At 73.3% G+C, this 15,653-nt stretch carries 11 protein-coding genes and 1 pseudogene; 6 read left to right on the plus strand and 6 right to left on the minus strand.

Annotated features, from left to right (window positions below; genetic code table 11):
• Window positions 1-42: 42 nt before the first annotated feature.
• The gene (locus AB0E98_RS03665) at window positions 43-1,626 is read right to left on the minus strand and encodes a hypothetical protein (protein WP_361698219.1); all 1,584 of its coding nucleotides are present in this window, start codon (window positions 1,624-1,626) and stop codon (window positions 43-45) included.
• Between the two features lie 126 nt (window positions 1,627-1,752).
• Window positions 1,753-2,454, minus strand: a complete 702-nt coding sequence (locus tag AB0E98_RS03670) for an endonuclease V (RefSeq protein ID WP_361698221.1) — start codon at window positions 2,452-2,454, stop codon at window positions 1,753-1,755.
• A gap of 80 nt (window positions 2,455-2,534) precedes the next feature.
• On the opposite strand from AB0E98_RS03670, the gene AB0E98_RS03675 reads away from it, so the two are divergent.
• Window positions 2,535-2,834, plus strand: a complete 300-nt coding sequence (locus AB0E98_RS03675; RefSeq protein WP_361698223.1) for a YciI family protein — start codon at window positions 2,535-2,537, stop codon at window positions 2,832-2,834.
• Here AB0E98_RS03675 and AB0E98_RS03680 read toward each other — a convergent pair.
• Complete coding sequence (locus AB0E98_RS03680; protein WP_361698225.1) at window positions 2,831-3,919, minus strand: oxidoreductase; 1,089 nt, start codon at window positions 3,917-3,919, stop codon at window positions 2,831-2,833. The two genes, AB0E98_RS03675 and AB0E98_RS03680, sit on opposite strands and share 4 nt — an antisense overlap.
• A 166-nt stretch (window positions 3,920-4,085) precedes the next feature.
• Between AB0E98_RS03680 and AB0E98_RS03685 the strand changes: the two genes are divergently transcribed.
• On the plus strand, window positions 4,086-5,294 hold the full coding sequence (locus AB0E98_RS03685; RefSeq protein WP_361698227.1) for a histidine kinase: 1,209 nt from the start codon (window positions 4,086-4,088) through the stop codon (window positions 5,292-5,294).
• A gap of 228 nt (window positions 5,295-5,522) precedes the next feature.
• The gene (locus AB0E98_RS03690) at window positions 5,523-5,930 is read left to right on the plus strand and encodes an SsgA family sporulation/cell division regulator (RefSeq protein ID WP_361698229.1); all 408 of its coding nucleotides are present in this window, start codon (window positions 5,523-5,525) and stop codon (window positions 5,928-5,930) included.
• Between the two features lie 5 nt (window positions 5,931-5,935).
• On the opposite strand, the gene AB0E98_RS03695 is transcribed toward AB0E98_RS03690, so the two are convergent.
• The 3 genes and pseudogenes from AB0E98_RS03695 to AB0E98_RS03705 form a co-directional block, all read right to left on the minus strand.
• Window positions 5,936-7,447 (minus strand): hypothetical protein, encoded by a 1,512-nt coding sequence (locus AB0E98_RS03695; RefSeq protein ID WP_361698231.1) that lies wholly within the window; start codon window positions 7,445-7,447, stop codon window positions 5,936-5,938.
• A 40-nt stretch (window positions 7,448-7,487) separates the two neighbouring features.
• Window positions 7,488-7,988 (minus strand): inorganic diphosphatase, encoded by a 501-nt coding sequence (locus AB0E98_RS03700; protein ID WP_311609312.1) that lies wholly within the window; start codon window positions 7,986-7,988, stop codon window positions 7,488-7,490.
• Between the two features lie 343 nt (window positions 7,989-8,331).
• A pseudogene (locus AB0E98_RS03705) lies at window positions 8,332-9,150 on the minus strand (DMT family transporter); the annotation flags it as partial.
• A gap of 385 nt (window positions 9,151-9,535) precedes the next feature.
• On the opposite strand from AB0E98_RS03705, the gene AB0E98_RS03710 reads away from it, so the two are divergent.
• From AB0E98_RS03710 to AB0E98_RS03720, 3 genes are read left to right on the plus strand one after another with little or no spacing between them, the layout of a single operon-like run.
• Window positions 9,536-11,059: an NAD(P)/FAD-dependent oxidoreductase gene (locus AB0E98_RS03710; protein ID WP_361698233.1), complete on the plus strand. Its 1,524-nt coding sequence runs from the start codon at window positions 9,536-9,538 to the stop codon at window positions 11,057-11,059.
• Window positions 11,059-14,406 (plus strand): ferritin-like domain-containing protein, encoded by a 3,348-nt coding sequence (locus tag AB0E98_RS03715; RefSeq protein ID WP_361698235.1) that lies wholly within the window; start codon window positions 11,059-11,061, stop codon window positions 14,404-14,406. The genes AB0E98_RS03710 and AB0E98_RS03715 overlap by 1 nt, the downstream gene beginning before the upstream one ends.
• Window positions 14,403-15,650, plus strand: coding sequence for a cytochrome P450 (locus AB0E98_RS03720; RefSeq protein ID WP_361698237.1), 1,248 nt, complete (start codon window positions 14,403-14,405; stop codon window positions 15,648-15,650). Before AB0E98_RS03715 ends, AB0E98_RS03720 begins: the two co-directional genes overlap by 4 nt.
• The last annotated feature ends 3 nt before the right edge of the window (window positions 15,651-15,653 follow it).

Below are 15,653 nucleotides of genomic sequence, written 5' to 3' on the forward strand. Positions count from 1 at the left end.
TGCCGATCTCAGGCAGGGGGACGCTTCGTTCAGGTGGTCAGGTCACTTGTTTCTGCACTCTACGACGCCCTTGGCGATGCCCTTGAACGCGCCGGTCATCATACCGATGGCAAGTCCTTCGGGGCCACCTGTCAAGGCGCCCAAGGCACCGCCCTTGACGATGCTGCCGCCGATTTTCATGGCCATGCACTTGTCGTGCTCGTCGCTGCTGCTGGCGGCGGGAGCGGCCATGAGGGACTTCGCCGCCGTCATCGTCTTCACGGTCTTCATCGCGGCGGCGGGAGTGCCGCTGCCCAGGGAGAAGGTCGGGGGCGTGATCGTGCCGGTGACGGTGTCACCGGTGACGCCTTCGATGGTCTGGGTGACGGTGTTGCCGTCCACCGCGAGACTGACCTTGTGGCTCGTACCGTTGGTGTCCGTGACGGTTCCGGGCTGTACCGCCGCGATCGTGCTGCCGTCGGCGGCGTCGACCTGGACACCGCCCTTGTAGGCGGTCAGCTTGCCGCCTTCGGGCACGTCCACGGTGGCCGTCGCGGTCTTCGCGAGAGCGGCGGGCTTGACGTCGGGGCTGCCGGTGCCGGCGCTGGTGCCCGGCGGGGTCGCGCTGGTGCGGGCGACGTACATCGTGGAGCCGGCCGCCGAGTTGATGACGGGGACGGTCACGCTCGCGTCGGTGGTCCACGGCTGGTTGTCGGTGTCGAAGGTCCACGTGCCGGTGACCTTCTTGCCGATGGCGGCGAAGTCGACCCAACCGTAGTTCTTGGCCGGGACGTCGATCGCGATGCCGTTCACGGTGCTCTCGTCGGACTGGTAGGTCTGCGTCGCGGTGAGCTGGCTGGAGATCATCGCCTGGACCGGGGTGGTGACACCGACGGAGGTCGACACGCCCGCGGAGTACGACTGCGCCCAGCCGGAGTGGTAGATCGTGGTGAAGACCTGCTTCATGCTGCCGCTGGTGTCGTTGTACCAGACCGACGAAGCGGGCTGACGCGGCAGGACTTCGGGCTGCCCTTCGGACTTCTGCGTCCACGAGCAGGTGGAGGTCTTCTTCGCGCACAGGTCGGAGTAGAAGTCGAGAGCGAGCTTCCTCGCCTCGGCCGCCTTCGACGCGGGGACCGTCCATTCCTGGCTCGCGCTGCCGTTGCAGACGTTGGGCTGGGCGAGGATCCCCCACAGGTGGAGGCCACCCCGGTTGTCCATGCACCACTCGGTGCCGCTGCGCTCGTCGCGGCGGACGACGCCGAACGTGTTGGGCTTCCCGTCGACAGGGCGGAAGTTCCACTGCTCGCCGTCCTTGCCACAGGACTGCTGTACGGCGGGCTGGGTGGCGTAGATGCACTTCCCGGAGGAGGTGCTGGCGATGTTGAACGTGCCGGGGGCGCCGAGCTTGATCAGCCGCCAGTTCCTGTAGTTGGTGCCGTCGGGGGTGACGGAGATCTGGTTTCCGTCGTTGTTGCCCGTAGCGTTGAGGGTGCCGTCGGTGTTGGTGAACGTCCAGGAATCGGCGTCCGCGGCCTGCGCCGTGGTGGCGGTGGCGACGACGCCGGAGGTGACCATGAGCAGGGCGAGGACCGGGGCCGATATGAGGCGTCTGACGCGTCTGAGGCCCTTGAGGTGTCTAGACATGTGACCTTCCGTGGTGAGTCCGTGCAATCGCCAGTCGTCACTCCTGAGTTTGCAGGGGCTGATGAAATCGGAGTGAAACACGGGAGTTCACGGGGAAGTGGCCCAGCACCTCTCACCCGGCACCTCTCAGCCGGTTCCCTCCGCCCCCAGCGCCCGCCGGCAGAGCGAGTCGGCCGCGCGGGTGGTCTCCGGGAGGCGGAAACGCGGGGACAGCGCCAGCGACCACGCGCAGGCGTGATCGAGGCTCACCCGGTGGCCGACCGAGACGAAGACGGGCTTGACGCCCCGCTGGGTGCGCAGGGCCCGGCCCACCTCCTCCGTGCCGTCCAGCAGGGGGGAGGTGTCGCCGCGCTCCGCACCCGGCGCGTCGTACGTGAACGTGAAGGGGTTCTTCGCGACGCCGATCGTGGGCAGGCCCGTCAGGACGCCGAGGTGGCTGGCGAGGCCGAAGCGGCGGGGGTGGGCCAGGCCGTAGCCGTCGCAGACAACGAGGCCGGGGGTGACCGTGAGGCGGTCGAGGACCGCGAGGACGGTGGGGATCTCCCGGAAGGCGAGCAGCCCCGGTACGTAGGGGAAGGCGACCCGGCCCACGGCCGTCGCCTCCTCGACGACATCGAAAGTCGCGGCGTCGAGCGCCACGGCCGCCGCGACGACGACGTCCCGCTCGTCGTCGTACGCGACGTCCACACCCACCGCGATCAGCGGAGCACCCGGCTCCGGGCCCGGCTCGTCGAGGATCACCCGACCGCGCAACTCGTCCTGCACGGCGGTCGCTTCCGCCTCGTTCGTCGGCCAGCCGGTGGGCAGGGGGCGGGGTGCGTCGATCATGGTGGCCCACGGTACCGGGAGGGCACCCCGCCACCGGGGCGGGGGTGCCGTCCCGGGCGGCTGGGCGTAGCCTGTCGATCATGTTCGTACTGGAACTTACCTACATCGCTCCCATCGAGCGCATCGACGCCGCTCTGGCGGAGCACGTGGCCTGGCTGGAGGCCCACTACGAGACGGGCGTCTTCATCGCCTCCGGCCGCAAGGTGCCGCGCGACGGCGGGATCATCCTCGCGGTGGGCGAGGACCGGGCGAAGATCGAGGAGATCACGCGCAGCGACCCGTTCACGGTGGCCGGCGTGGCCGAGTACACCGTCACCGAGTTCATCCCGACGAAGACGTCCCAGGCCATGGAGCCGTACCGCCAGGAGCTGCCCTCCTAATCCTTCCGGAGCACCAGCCGGGCTATCCGTCCCTTCTCCCCCGCCGCCCAGCACCCCGCGCCAGGCGTGGCGGCGGGGACGCAGTCGACCGTGTCGTACGAGCCGGTGTCGAAGGTGCGCCAGGTGCGGCCGCCGTCGGTGGTGAAGTCGCTGCCGGTGGGGCCTACGGCGAGGGCCGTGGTGCGGGTGTGCGGGAGCCAGGCGACCCCGGAGCGGTAGGCGGCCGGGGGCGCGGTGGCGACGTGCCAGGTCCTGCCGCCGTTGCCGCTGGCGGCGGCGGCCCGGGGCGACGGCCGGCCGGCGCGGTAGTCACCGCCGACGGCCAGGCCGTGGGAGCGGTCGCGGAAGGCGAGGCCGAAGACGCCGCGGGCGGCGTCGCCCGCAGGCAGGGGCGCCTCGGTGGCGGTCCAGGTGCGGCCCCGGTCGGTGGAGTGCAGGACGCGGGAGACGGTCGCGCCGCCGGTGGCGATCCAGGCGTCGCGGGGGCCGGAGCCGACCACGCACTGGCCGCTCGCGGCGAAGGCCGCCTCGCCGCTCAGGGCGGCGGGCAGTCCGGCGGTGGGCAGGGGTCGCCAGGCGCGGCCGCCGTCGTCCGTGGCCAGGAGGCGGAACCTGCCGTCGACGGGGTCGCCGAGCGCGAGGCCGTGGCGGCGGTCGAAGAAGGTCACGCAGTCGTAGAAGGCCTTGGGGTCGGTGTTGCGGAAGGCCTCCGTCCAGGTGGTGCCGCCGTCTTCCGTCCGCAGGATTCTTGATGCCTCGCCTTCGCCGATGGCGAGGACGACGGCGTTCCGGGCGTCGAAGGCCTCGATGTCGCGGAACTCCAGCCCGCGCTCCCCGGGCGGGGAGACATCTCGCCAGGTGGTGCCGCCGTCCCGGGTGAGCAGGACGGTGCCCTTGGTGCCCGCTGCCCAGGCGGTGGCGCGGCTGACGGCGGCGAGGCCCCGGAAGCGGGCGTCGGTGCCGGTGCTCTTGAGTTCCCAGGCCATAGGACGGTCGGGGGCGGCGGCCCGCGCCGGTGCGCTCGCGCCCAGGGCGAGGGCGGCTCCGCAGGCCCCGGTGAGCAGGGTCCGTAAGGTCTTTCCCATGCGTCTCATGGGGCGGGAAGCTAGCGGAGGCGCGGCGGAACCGTCCATGACAAGGTCCATGACGGCGTCCACGGCGACGAGAACGTCAAAGTTTCATCCTTTTGGCCGGTGACCGGTGGCCGCACGGGCGATCCGGGGCCGGGGGCGCCGTGCCTAGCGTGGAGCGATGACACAGATCCCCCTGCCGTCGCCGCGCCCCCTGTCCTCCCCCGGCTCGTCCCGCGTGGCCGTACGTACGCCGGTCCGGGGCCGGGGCTGGCTGGTGGCCGGGCTCGGCGGGCTGTGGATCCTGGAGGGCCGGGTGCTGAGCAGGGGTGCCGGGCATCCGGAGTACTCCGGCGGGCACCACGCGCATCTGGTGGTGTGGCTGGCCGGACTGCTGGTGGCGGCCTGCCTGCTGCCCTGGGCGGCGCTGGCCGGGCGGGCGGCGGCGGCCGTGGCCGTGTCGTGGTCGGCGACCGGCTATCTGCTGACGGCGGGGCAGCCCATGCCGGTCTGGGGGATCACCGAGAGCGCCGCCCTGCTGGCGCTGCTGGGCGCGGTCGCCTGGCGCACCCCGGTACGGCCGGCCGTGCCGCTGGGGATCGCGCTGGCCGCCGGGGTCCTCGCGGCGCCGGTGCGGGACGCGGACGCGCTGAGCACCACTGTCGTCGCGTACGCCCTGGTCGTAGCCGGGGTGACGGCGCTGGGGCTGTGCCTGCGCTGCCGGGACGCCGAGCGCGCCCGGGCGGTGGCCGCCGCGCGCGAGGCCGAGCGGCTGGAGCTGGCGGGCGAGCTGCACGACTGCGTCGCCCACCACGTGGCCGCGATGACCCTGCTGGCCAAGGCCACCGGGTCGCTGGCGGACGACGAGCGGGTCGCCGCGTCGCTGCGCGACATCCAGGAGGCCGGTGACGAGGCCATGACGACGGCCCGGCGGCTGCTGAAGGTGCTCCAGCAGGACCAGGCGCACCGCGATCCGCTGCCCGGGCTGGACCGTACGGCCGAGCTGGTGGCGGCGTTCCGCGAGGTGCACCCGCAGGCGCGGGTCACGCTGAGCGTCGACCCCCGCTTCGACGAGGGGCTGGCCCCCGGACTGGGCGCCTCCGTCCACCGCATCGTCGGCGAGGGCCTGGCCAATGTGGCGAAGCACAGCCCGGACGCCTCCGCCGTGGGGGTGTCGCTGCGGCGCTCCGGGGAGCGGTTGTTCGTGTCCGTGCGGGACGACGGCGGGCCGGCGCGCACGCCTTCCGCGCCCCGCGCGCCGGAGGACAGCGGGGGGCTCGGGCTCGTGGGCGTCGGCGAGCGCGCGGACGCCATAGGCGGCTCGCTGACGGCCGGGCCCGTGCCGGACGGGGGATGGGAGCTGCTGGCGGTCCTGCCGGCGCGGCTGTGAGGGGACCGGATACGGCTCGGGGTGGTCCGGGTCCGCCCATCCTTGGCCGTATTCCTTGAAGTTCATTGCCATCAATGACAAATGTCTTCTTTTTCAAGGGCCGTGACGCAGCTCACGCTTGATTCATGTGCACGACCACGATCGTTCCGCCGTCTCACTGTGTAAAGCAGAGGAAGTCACAACGGCACGGAAGCGCACCACCGGGAAACCAACGCAAGGGAGCCGGCATTGTCCACTGTCATCGAACAGGCTGTCCAGGCACGCATCATCGCGTCGGCTCCGCCTTCCCGGACGGTGCCCGCGCTCCTGCGCTACGAGAGCGCCGATCCGTTCGCCGTGCGCGTCGTCTTCCCGCCCACGGCCTCCCTCGACGGCGACGAGGTCGAGTGGGCCTTCGCCCGGGAGCTGCTGGCCCGGGGCCTGCTGCGCTCGGCGGGCGGCGGGGACGTACGGGTGTGGCCGTGCGGACCGCACCGCACGGTGCTGGAGTTCCACGCGCTGGAGGGGGTGGCCATGGTGCAGGTCGACACCCCGGAGCTGCGGGCCTTCCTGGCGCACACCTACGCCCAGGTGCCGGCGGGCGCCGAGGCCGGGCACCTCGACGTGGACAGCGACCTGGCCGCCCTGCTGGCCTGAGCACGTCAGGGGACGTACGCGAGCCAGTCGGTGCCCGGCAGCGGGTGGGAGTGCCACCGGCGCGCGTACGGGGGGAGGTAGGGGTGACGCGTGTCGTACAGCAGCGCGGTGGGGATCCGGGTGGCGGTGCGGACGATGTCGTCGGTGGTGTGGGAGAGGTTGTTGCCCATGGTCTGGGCGGAGGCGCAGCCCGCCTCGTAGGCGATGGGCTGGGCCCGGGGGCCGGTGACGAGGCAGGGGGCCGTGACACCGAGGCGGCCGAGTTCATTGGCGGCCCGGCGGTAGCGGACGGTGGTGTCGCGCGCGTCGGCGGTGTTCACCCGGAGCTCCTCGGTCTGCACGGCGAGGTGGGCGGCGAGGACGGCACACAGCAGGGCGACGGTACCGAGCCGGGCCCGTCGGCCGCCGGCCGCCCCCGAGGCCCGTACGGCGTGCACGGCGAGAGCGGCGACGGGGAGCGCGAGCAGCGCGTAGACGGGCAGCAGGAAGCGGGGCGCCGCGTAGTCGAGCAGGAGCAGATAGGGCGCGGCCAGGGCCAGGGCGCAGACGACGGGCAGAAGGGTGGCGGCGGCCGCCTCCGGCTGCCGGTGGCGGGCGCGCAGCGCGAGGGCGCAGGCGGCCGCGATGAGGACGGGGAGCAGCAGCCACCACAGGGAGTGGGTGATGGAGGGGCCCGCGATACGGCAGGGGCGGCAGAGCTGGGGGCCGTTGAGGGTGCGGTAGGAGGCGCGGAGGCCGGCGCCGAGGTGGGCGCCCATGCCGCCCTCGGTGTCGCTGGAGAGGGCGAGCCGCCGGCCGATGCCGCCGAAGCGCGTGTACGCCTCGACCGCCCACTGCGCGCCGCCGGCCGCGAGCCCGCCGAGGACGGCGGCGGTGGTGCCGGGCGTCCGCCAGGCCCTCAGTCCGGCGCAGGCGGCGAGCAGGGGCAGGGCGAGCCAGACGGCGTCGGGGGCGCGCAGGAGCGCGGCGGCGGCGAGGGCGACGGCGAGACCCGTACGGGCCCGGCGCGGGCCGGGGGCGTCGCGGCGGGCGCGCAGGAACCAGCCGACGGCGGCGACGGCGGCCAGTGCCAGCCAGAGGTTGGGCATGGCCTCCGGGCCGTAGAGCACGGTGATCCACAGTCCGGCGAAGAGCAGCGCGGCGAGCGCGACGCGCCCCTTGCCCAGCAGCGGCTCCCACACCCGGAACGCGGCGAACAGCGCGAGCGAGGAGAGCAGTACCAGCGTGACCCTCAGTACGGGGACGGAGGGGGTGAGGGCGATGACGGGTGCGACGAGGAAACTGATGCCTCGTGAGCGCGGGGCGCTGAAGAAGGCGGCGGGGTTGCGGGGGTCCACCTGAGAGAGGTAGACGCTTTCGTCCCAGCCGAGGTCCATATGGGCGACGGCGTAGCACAGTTGCAGTACGGCGAAGGAGACGGCGACCGTCGCCAGGCGTACGTCGTGGTGCGGACCGTTTCCCTCCATGGCGGCGGAAGCGGCGGAAGCGGGCTCGGCGCGCCGGTCGGTGGTGGCCATGCCCCCTTCTTCTACCGCATCGCCGCCGCCCTTGGCTCGGTTACCAGGGCGAGCCGGCCCCGGCCGCCTTGGCCCGGGCGCGGGCGGCGCTGATCTCGGCCTCGGCGGCGACCCGGCCCGCCCAGCAGGCGGCCTCGGCGGACTTGCCCGGCTCGAGCTCCTTGTAGACCTCGAAGAAGTGCTGGATCTCCAGCCGGTCGAACTCGGGCAGATGCCGGAGGTCGCGCACGTGCTCGTGCCGGGGGTCACCGGAGGGCACGCACAACACCTTGTCGTCCTCGCCCTGTTCGTCCCGCATCCGGAACATCCCGATCGCACGACACCGGATGACTATGCCGGGGAAGGTGGGATCCCCGGCGAGCACGAGCGCGTCGAGGGGCTCGCCGTCGGCGCCGAGGGTCTCGTCGATGTAGCCGTAGTCGGCGGGATAGCGGGTGGAGGTGAACAGCATCCGGTCGAGGCGGATGCGGCCGGTCTCGTGGTCCATCTCGTACTTGTTGCGGCTGCCTTGGGGGATCTCCACGACGACATCGAAATCCACGGGCTCTCCTCCGGAGGGGTTCGGCGAGGGCACCATGGTGGCGCGTTCCGTGCTTCGCGCGCCACGGGGCGTTCGCCGTCGCACGGTGCGGCCCGGTGGGCGGTTTGTTCCCGCCCCTCCCCCGGCTACCGCTGGGAGGTGCCCCCAGCCCTGCGGAACGCCTGCCCGCAAACCGGGGGTGCCAGGGGGCGCAGCCCCCTGGGAAGCGGTGAAAGGGCGGGACCGGGGCACCCTCCAGGCGTCAGCCCTGGTCGGGGTCCGCGCCGGCCGGGACGAGGCCACGGTCGGGGCGGCGCGCCCGGGGCAGGGTGAAGCTGTCCGCAGGACGCTTCGGCTTCGCGTCCTGGAGCGTCAGCGTCACCACCCCCGTCGCCGCCACCGCACCCGCCACGGCCGCCAAGAGGGCACCCGTGGCCCCGTAGCGGAAGACCTCGCCGAGTTCGGCGACGCCGACGGCCGCGGCGACCACGGGGTTGACGACGGTGAGGGTCGCCAGGGGGGCGGCGAGGCCCGCGCCTCGGTAGGAGGCCTGGGACAACAGCATTCCGGCCAGGGCGAGGACCGCGATCGCGGCGAGGCCCGGCAGCAGGGCCGGGATGCCGACGCCACGCGTCGTCCAGTCCTCGGCGACGGCCTTGGTGAAGACCGACGCCATGCCGAACGCCGTGCCCGCCGCGGCGGCCAGCACGACGCCCCGGGCGCCCGGGTGGCGCAGCCGGCGGGCGCCGAGGGCCGCCAGCGTGACGGCGGCGAGGGCCACGACGGCGAGCAAGGGGCGTTCCGCGCGGTCGAGGGTGTCACCGTGCGGCGTCCCGGTGAGGCTCAGCAGCCCCGCCAGCCCCACCGTGGCGAGGAGCGCGCCGCGCCGGCCCGCCGCGCCGACGGGGCGGCGGGCGAACAGCGCGGCCATCGGCAGGGCGAAGACGATCGTCAGCGCGCCCAGCGGCTGAACGAGACTCAGCGGACCGTAGGCCAGGGCCACCACGTGCAGCCCGGCGCCGAGGGTGGTGAGGGCCACCGCACCCCACCAGCCCGCGCGCCGCAGCGGCGCGTACCCCCCGCCGGGGCCGGTGGCGGCGACGCGCTCCTGAGCGATGGCCGCTCCGGCGTAGCAGACGGCGGACACCAGGCACAGCAGCACCGCCACGGCGAGCGCGCTCACCCGCCACCCCCGCTCCCGGCTCTCCGGCCCGTCACCTCGTGCTCCATGCCTCCACGATGCCTGTTCCGGGCGCCCGCGTCGTCGTACTTGAGTACGGGCTTTTCGGTACTCCGCTGGGAGTACGGCCGGATGATCCGAGGGGTTGCCGGGCGTCGTGGGGCCCGCGTCGATCACGTCCGGCAGGGCGAGCGCATGACCCATGGGATCTCCGGACCATCCCCGGCCGCATTTCTCCGTACGGTGTCTACGATTTCGTCGACGCCGGGGAAAAATCCGCTGCCGGATTTCGGGCGTCCTCAAATACCATTGCGTTCTGACGGCTCCGTATGAAATTTGTACGGGTGCCCGAACGGGGAAAGCACGGCATTAACGGGGGGAACCACCAATGTCCGCGAACTCCACAGTCTGGCATGCCCACGCATTCGATAAATTCGAACAGCGGGGGCGCCACGTCACCGTCATCGGCGCCGGTGTCTCCGGCCTGGTGACCGCCTACGAACTGGAGCGCCTCGGCTATCGCGTCGAGGTCCTCGAAGGAAACAACCGCATCGGTGGCCGCATCCTCACCCACCGGTTCGGCCCGGGCCCCGGCGCACCGTCCGTGGAGCTCGGCGCCATGCGCATTCCGGCCCACCACCGCCACACTCTCGAATACATTCGAAAGATGGGGCTGGACGACAAACTCCGCACCTTCGACACACTCCTCTCCGAGGAGAACGCCTATCTCCACACCCGGAACGGCTTCATTCGCATCCGGGACGCCGCCCGCCCGCTCCGCGAGGACTTCCGCGCCGAGCTCGCCCGGCAACGCCCGGACCACCGGTACTCGACGGGCACGATCATCTTCGGCACCTGGCTGACGGCCATCGTCGACGCCATCGCGCCCCCGGACCTGCGGGACGCGCTCCGCGCGGACCTCCACCGCCAACTGCTCGACATGGTCGACCACCTCGACATCACCGAGCACATACGCGGATCGGCGCTGGACCGCGTCGACCTCCACGCGTTCTTCGCCGCGTACCCGGGCATCCGCGCCGGATGCAGCGGACGGCTCAACAGCTTCCTCGACGACATCCTCACCGAGACCAGCCCCGACCTGCTGCGGCTGCACGGCGGCATGGACCAGCTGACCTGCCGTCTGGCGGGCCGCCTCCGGGGCACGGTGGCCCTCGGCCACCGGGTGACCGCGGTCGACGTCCGCGACGACGCCGTCCTGCTCCAGGTCAAGGCGGACGGACGGACGGTCGTCAAGCGCTCGGACCTCGTCGTGTGCACCGCGCCGTTCCCCGCCGTACGGCGGATGCGGCTCAGCGGCCTCGACGCCGACAAGCTGGCCGTACTGCGCGACGTGCAGTACTGCCCCGCCACCAAGGTGGCCTTCCTCTGCCGCACGCCGTTCTGGAGGGAGAGCGGCATCCAGGGCGGCGCCTCCTTCACCGGAGGGCGGATCCGCCAGACCTACTACCCGCCCGTCGACGGCGAACCGGGGCGCGGCGCCACCCTGCTGGCCAGCTACACCATCGGGGACGAGGCCCGGAAGCTGGGCCGGATGTCGGCCTGCCGCCGGCACCGCCTGGTGCTGGACGAGCTCAGCGTGGCCCATCCCGAGCTGCTCTCGCCCGGCATGGTGCTGGAGGCCGTGAGCGTGGCCTGGGGGGACTCCCGCTGGCAGGCCGGCTGCGCCGTGCGCTGGGGCAAGAGCCCCGGCGAGGTCGAGGAGGAGCTGCTGCGCGCCGGCCGCCCGGCGCACCGGCTGTTCTTCGCGGGCGAGCACTGCTCGACGTCGCCCGCCTGGATCGACGGATCGATCGAGTCCGCCCTCCGGGCCGTCGCACAGGTGACGGACTTCGCCACCGACCGCCGCCGCACGGCCGTCTCCGGCCGGGCCAACCCCGCGGGAGCCCTGTGATGAGCGTCTTCGATCTGCCCCGGCTGCACTTCGCCGGCACCGCGACGACCAAACTGCCCACGGGCCCGCGCAACGGGCTCGTCGACCTGGCCACCAACCGCGCCCTCACCGGCGACGGCCGGCCCTTCCCGGCCGACCGGCCGGCCGCCGAGTACCACGACCACCTCCAGCGGCTCGGGCCGCACTTCGACGCCGCCGGGCGCCCCTGCCCGGCGGCGGAGGGCGCCTTCGGCGGGGACGTCTTCAGCGCGGCCAAGGGCCGGCACTTCGACGGCAACGGCCACTTCCTGCTGGACGCCCGGATCGTCTCCGTAGAGGGCCCGGACGCGCCGGCCGGCGCCCCGCCGGTCACCACCGACCCGGTCGTCGGCCGCAGCGTCGACGTGTGGGGCCACTACAACGAGTACCTGCGCACGACCGTCAACCGGGCCCGGGTCTTCGACCTCGACCCGGCCTCCCGGTGGACCACCGCCCTGATGATCGGCCGGTTCGGCCTGGGGCGCCTGGGCCGTTCGCACGACGACGGCTACATGCTCAGCAACGCGGTCGAGGGCTTCCAGCCGCCGCGCTGGGTGGACTTCCGCCGCGTCCTGGACCCGGGCGAGCACGCGCTCGCCCGGGAGCTGGGCTACTGCGCCGTCCACCAGTTCGTCGTCACCCCCGAGGAGGGGGCGGACGGGCTGGGCTGGCTGCCGGACGTCCGGCTCTCCCCCGTCGTGCGCGCGCTGCGCGAGGCGGTGACGGGCGGCGGGGCGGACGGCCTCGTCGTCCAGTTCGCGCTGGACGACGTGACCTCGCCGCTCGCCCCCGACACACCGGCCCTGTGGCGGGTGCGGGGGACGATCGCGCCCTGGCACGCCGACGAGATGCGCGGCTATCCCGCAGGCCGGCTGCTCGCCCCCCTCCCGGGGGCGGGCGGCCCGCTCCACCACATGACGGTGGACGTCGGCCGCGGCCGGGCCGCGTTCAACATGGTCTCCGCCGTGCCGCTCACCGGCCGGGCCCCCGAGGCCGGTCCGGGCCCGCTGCACCGGCTCGGCCCGCCGCTGGACGCCGGCGACCTGGAGCTGCGCTCGGCCCGCTCCGGCCGGCTCCTCGCCCGTCTGCCCGCCGGGTCGTACGACGGGGAGCTCACCTCCGGCATCGTCACCGTGCCCGCCGAGACGGGCTGGGAGGCGGCCCCGGACGAGGCCCTGTGCCTGGTGCGGGCCGCCACCGGGAACGGGGCCGGGAGCGGGGAGCCGACGGTGCTGCTCGCCGAACGGGAGGTCAACGTCCAGAGCGACGAGCCCCTGGTGACGCTCCATCACCGCGACCGGGCGCACGACCGCGACCACTCCGTCGAGATCCCGCTGCGCGTGTTCGTCCGCGGCCGCGCGGCGAACGCCGGGACCGTCCACGCGCGCCAGTACTCCAACCCGCGCGCCCTGCCCGCCGACCCCGTCGCGGGCGGCGCCGGGGCGCGCTGCGGGGACGTGGTCCACCTCGGGATGCGCGGCGGGGACGACGGCTTCACCGCCGAGTGCGCCGTGGAGACCGACGAGAGGGGCCGGGGCCTGCTCACGCTGCGCGGCGAGCGGGCGGGCACCTGCCGGGTCCTGCTGACCGCCGACCCCGCCGACCGGCCCGCCGCCGACCCCACCGCCGAGGGCTCCGCCTGGACGGCCTACGACGACGAGGACGCCCTCGGCTACTGGGCGGGCGCGGGCAGCCTGTCCGTCCGCGTCCTGCCCGACGACTGGCACCTGGACGACGTCCCCCGCGAGGACGTCGACTTCACCCTGCTCCACCGCGAGGTCTTCGCGTTCTACGAGCACATCTCCACCTTCATGCGCTCCGACGTCTTCAGCCTCGCCGACCGCTGCAAGGTGGAGACCTACGCCGAGCTGGCCTGGCAGATGTGCGACCCGCGCAACAAGGCCAGGACGTACTACATGCCGCCCACCCGCGACCTGACCGACCCCAAGGCCCGCCTCCTGCTGGCCTATCTGCGCAACCAGCAGGAACGGCCGCGCCCGCCGCTGACCTCCCCGGCGATCCCCGTGACCGAGCCCGCCATCACCACGCGCGGCGAGCTGTGGACCGTCCTCAAGCAGGCTGCCGCACTGGAGCTCGCGGTGATGCTCCAGTACCTCTACGCGGCGTTCTCGGTGCCCACGCACGGCGCCGGGCGGGAGTACGTACGGCGCGGACAGTGGACGGCGGAACAGCTGGAACTCGCCTGCGGGCACGGCGGCGCCACCGTCGACGACGGGATCCGGGGCACCCTGCTGAACGTGGCCCGCGAGGAGATGATCCACTTCCTGCTGGTCAACAACATCATCACGGCCATGGGCGAGCCCTTCCACATCCCGGACATCGACTTCGGCACGCTCAACGCCGAACTCCCCGTACCGCTGGACTTCGCCCTGGAGGGGCTGAGCGTCGGCAGCGTGCAGCGCTACATCGCCATCGAGCAGCCGGCCGGGCTCACCCCCGAGGTGCGCCGCGAGAACGGCGCCCGGCCCGGGCCCCTCCGGCCGCTCGGCTTCACCTGGAACTCGGTGAGCGAGCTGTACGCGGGCATCCGGGAAGGGCTGCGCCGCGTCCCGGACCTCTTCCTCGTCGAGAAGGGGCGCGGCGGCGGCGAACACCACGTGTTCATGCGCGAATCGGTCAACACCACCCACCCCGACTACCAACTGGAGGTCGACGACCTCTCCAGCGCCCTGTTCGCCGTGGACTTCATCACCGAGCAGGGCGAGGGCGGCGCCCTGGGCGACGCCGGGCCGTCGGACTCCTCGCACTTCCAGAGCTTCCTGCGGATCGGCGAGGCCCTGACCACCGAGCGGGTCCCCGGCCCCTACGGGCGGCTGCTGCCCTGGAGCCCGGCCTACCCGGTGCTGCGCAACCCCACGCTGGGCGTGGGCGACGCGGCGAAGGACCCGATCGCGGACGAGGAGGCACGCGCGGTGGCGCTGCTGTTCAACCGCTCGTACCACGTGATGCTCCAGCTGATGGTCCAGCACTTCGGCGAGAGCCCCGACGGCAGCCTGCGCCGCTCGAAGCTGATGAACGCCTCCATCGACGTGATGACCGGCATGATGCGCCCGCTGGCGGAGCTGCTGGTCACCATGGAGTCCGGCCGCCGCGGCCGCACCGCCGGGCCGACGTTCGAACTGGACACCCCGCCCGCCTTCGTCCCCCGTCCCGACGTGGCGCGCCGCTCGCTGGCGCTGCGCCTCGACCACCTCGCGGCGGCGGCCCGCAAATGCCAGCCGGTGCCGTCCCAGGTCGGCGAGATGGCGGCCTTCCACGCCGACTTCTTCCGCCGGAACGTCCGCCGCGACGGAGGAGGAGCGTCATGAGCCGAATACTGCCCCCGTTCCGACCGGAGGACGTCGATCCGGCGGACCCCTACGCGTCCTACCGGCCCTACCGGGAGCTCGACCCCGTCCACCGCTCCGGCGACACCTGGTACCTCTTCCGCCACGCCGACGTGGCCCGGGTGCTCACCAGCCGGCTCCACGGCCGGGGCGCCCTGCCCGCAGCGCTGCCCGAAGAGTGCCCGCACCTGCGGCGGACGGTCACCAACTGGCTGGTCTTCATGGACCCGCCGGAGCACACCCGGGTGCGGGCGCTGGTCGCGAAGAGCTTCACGCCCCGCATCGTGGAGGCCCTGCGCCCCCGGATCCGGCGGCTGGCGGCGGAGCTCACCGGGGAGCTCGCGGCGGCGGACCCCGCCGATCTGGTGGCGGGCTTCGCCGCGCCCTTCCCGATCCTGGTGATCAGCGAACTGCTGGGGGTGCCACGGACGGACCGCCCCTGGTTCCGCGAGCGGGCCGTGGACCTCCAGCAGGCGACCAGCTCCCGGGCGGCCCGCCGGTCCGACGGGTTCGCCGTGGCCGAGGCGGCCGCGCGGGAGCTCGCCGGGTACTTCCGGGCCGAGCTGGCCGGGCGGCGGGCGGGGCGCAGCCCCAACGCGGCGGACCTGATCGCGGCGATGCTGGCGGCCGAGGAGAGCATTCCGCTGGGGGACGACGTCCTGGTGGGCACCTGCATCCATCTGCTGACGGCGGGCCACGAGACGACCACCAATCTGGTGGCCAAGGGGCTCCTGGCCCTCTTCTCCCACCCGGAGCAACTCGCGGCACTGCGGTCGGATCCGGGGCTGTTGCCGGGCGCGGTGGAGGAACTGGTGCGCTACGACTCCCCCGTACAGATGATCAGCCGGTGGGCCAAGGAGGACGACGAGATCGCGGGGCACGGCGTGCGCCGGGGCGAGAAGGTCGTCCTGGTGCTGGGCTCGGCCAACCGGGACGCCGGGCGCTTCCCCGACGCCGACCGGCTCGACATCCGCCGCGACGCGCTCCGGCACACCGGCTTCGGCATGGGCATCCACTACTGCGTGGGCGCGCCGCTGGCACGAGCCGAGGCGGAGATCGGCCTGACCGAACTACTGAGGCTGCCGGGCCTGTCCCCGGCGGAGGAGCCGGTCCGCTACGCGGACGACCTGATCTTCCACGGCCCGGAGAGGATGATGGTACGAACGGGGGCGCCCCGTAAGGGGCGCGGGGAACTGCGCGACAAGCCCCCACCGGCGCGCGGGTGACGA

Source organism: Streptomyces sp. NPDC037389, assembly GCF_040636475.1.
Classification (GTDB): domain Bacteria; phylum Actinomycetota; class Actinomycetes; order Streptomycetales; family Streptomycetaceae; genus Streptomyces; species Streptomyces hesseae.

Coding starts and splice junctions, on each gene's coding strand:
- AB0E98_RS03665 (WP_361698219.1), bottom strand. CDS start 1,626: ATGTCTAGACACCTCAAGGGCCTCAGACGCGTCAGACGCCTCATATCG.
- AB0E98_RS03670 (WP_361698221.1), bottom strand. CDS start 2,454: ATGATCGACGCACCCCGCCCCCTGCCCACCGGCTGGCCGACGAACGAG.
- AB0E98_RS03675 (WP_361698223.1), top strand. CDS start 2,535: ATGTTCGTACTGGAACTTACCTACATCGCTCCCATCGAGCGCATCGAC.
- AB0E98_RS03680 (WP_361698225.1), bottom strand. CDS start 3,919: ATGGGAAAGACCTTACGGACCCTGCTCACCGGGGCCTGCGGAGCCGCC.
- AB0E98_RS03685 (WP_361698227.1), top strand. CDS start 4,086: ATGACACAGATCCCCCTGCCGTCGCCGCGCCCCCTGTCCTCCCCCGGC.
- AB0E98_RS03695 (WP_361698231.1), bottom strand. CDS start 7,447: ATGGCCACCACCGACCGGCGCGCCGAGCCCGCTTCCGCCGCTTCCGCC.
- AB0E98_RS03710 (WP_361698233.1), top strand. CDS start 9,536: ATGTCCGCGAACTCCACAGTCTGGCATGCCCACGCATTCGATAAATTC.
- AB0E98_RS03715 (WP_361698235.1), top strand. CDS start 11,059: ATGAGCGTCTTCGATCTGCCCCGGCTGCACTTCGCCGGCACCGCGACG.
- AB0E98_RS03720 (WP_361698237.1), top strand. CDS start 14,403: ATGAGCCGAATACTGCCCCCGTTCCGACCGGAGGACGTCGATCCGGCG.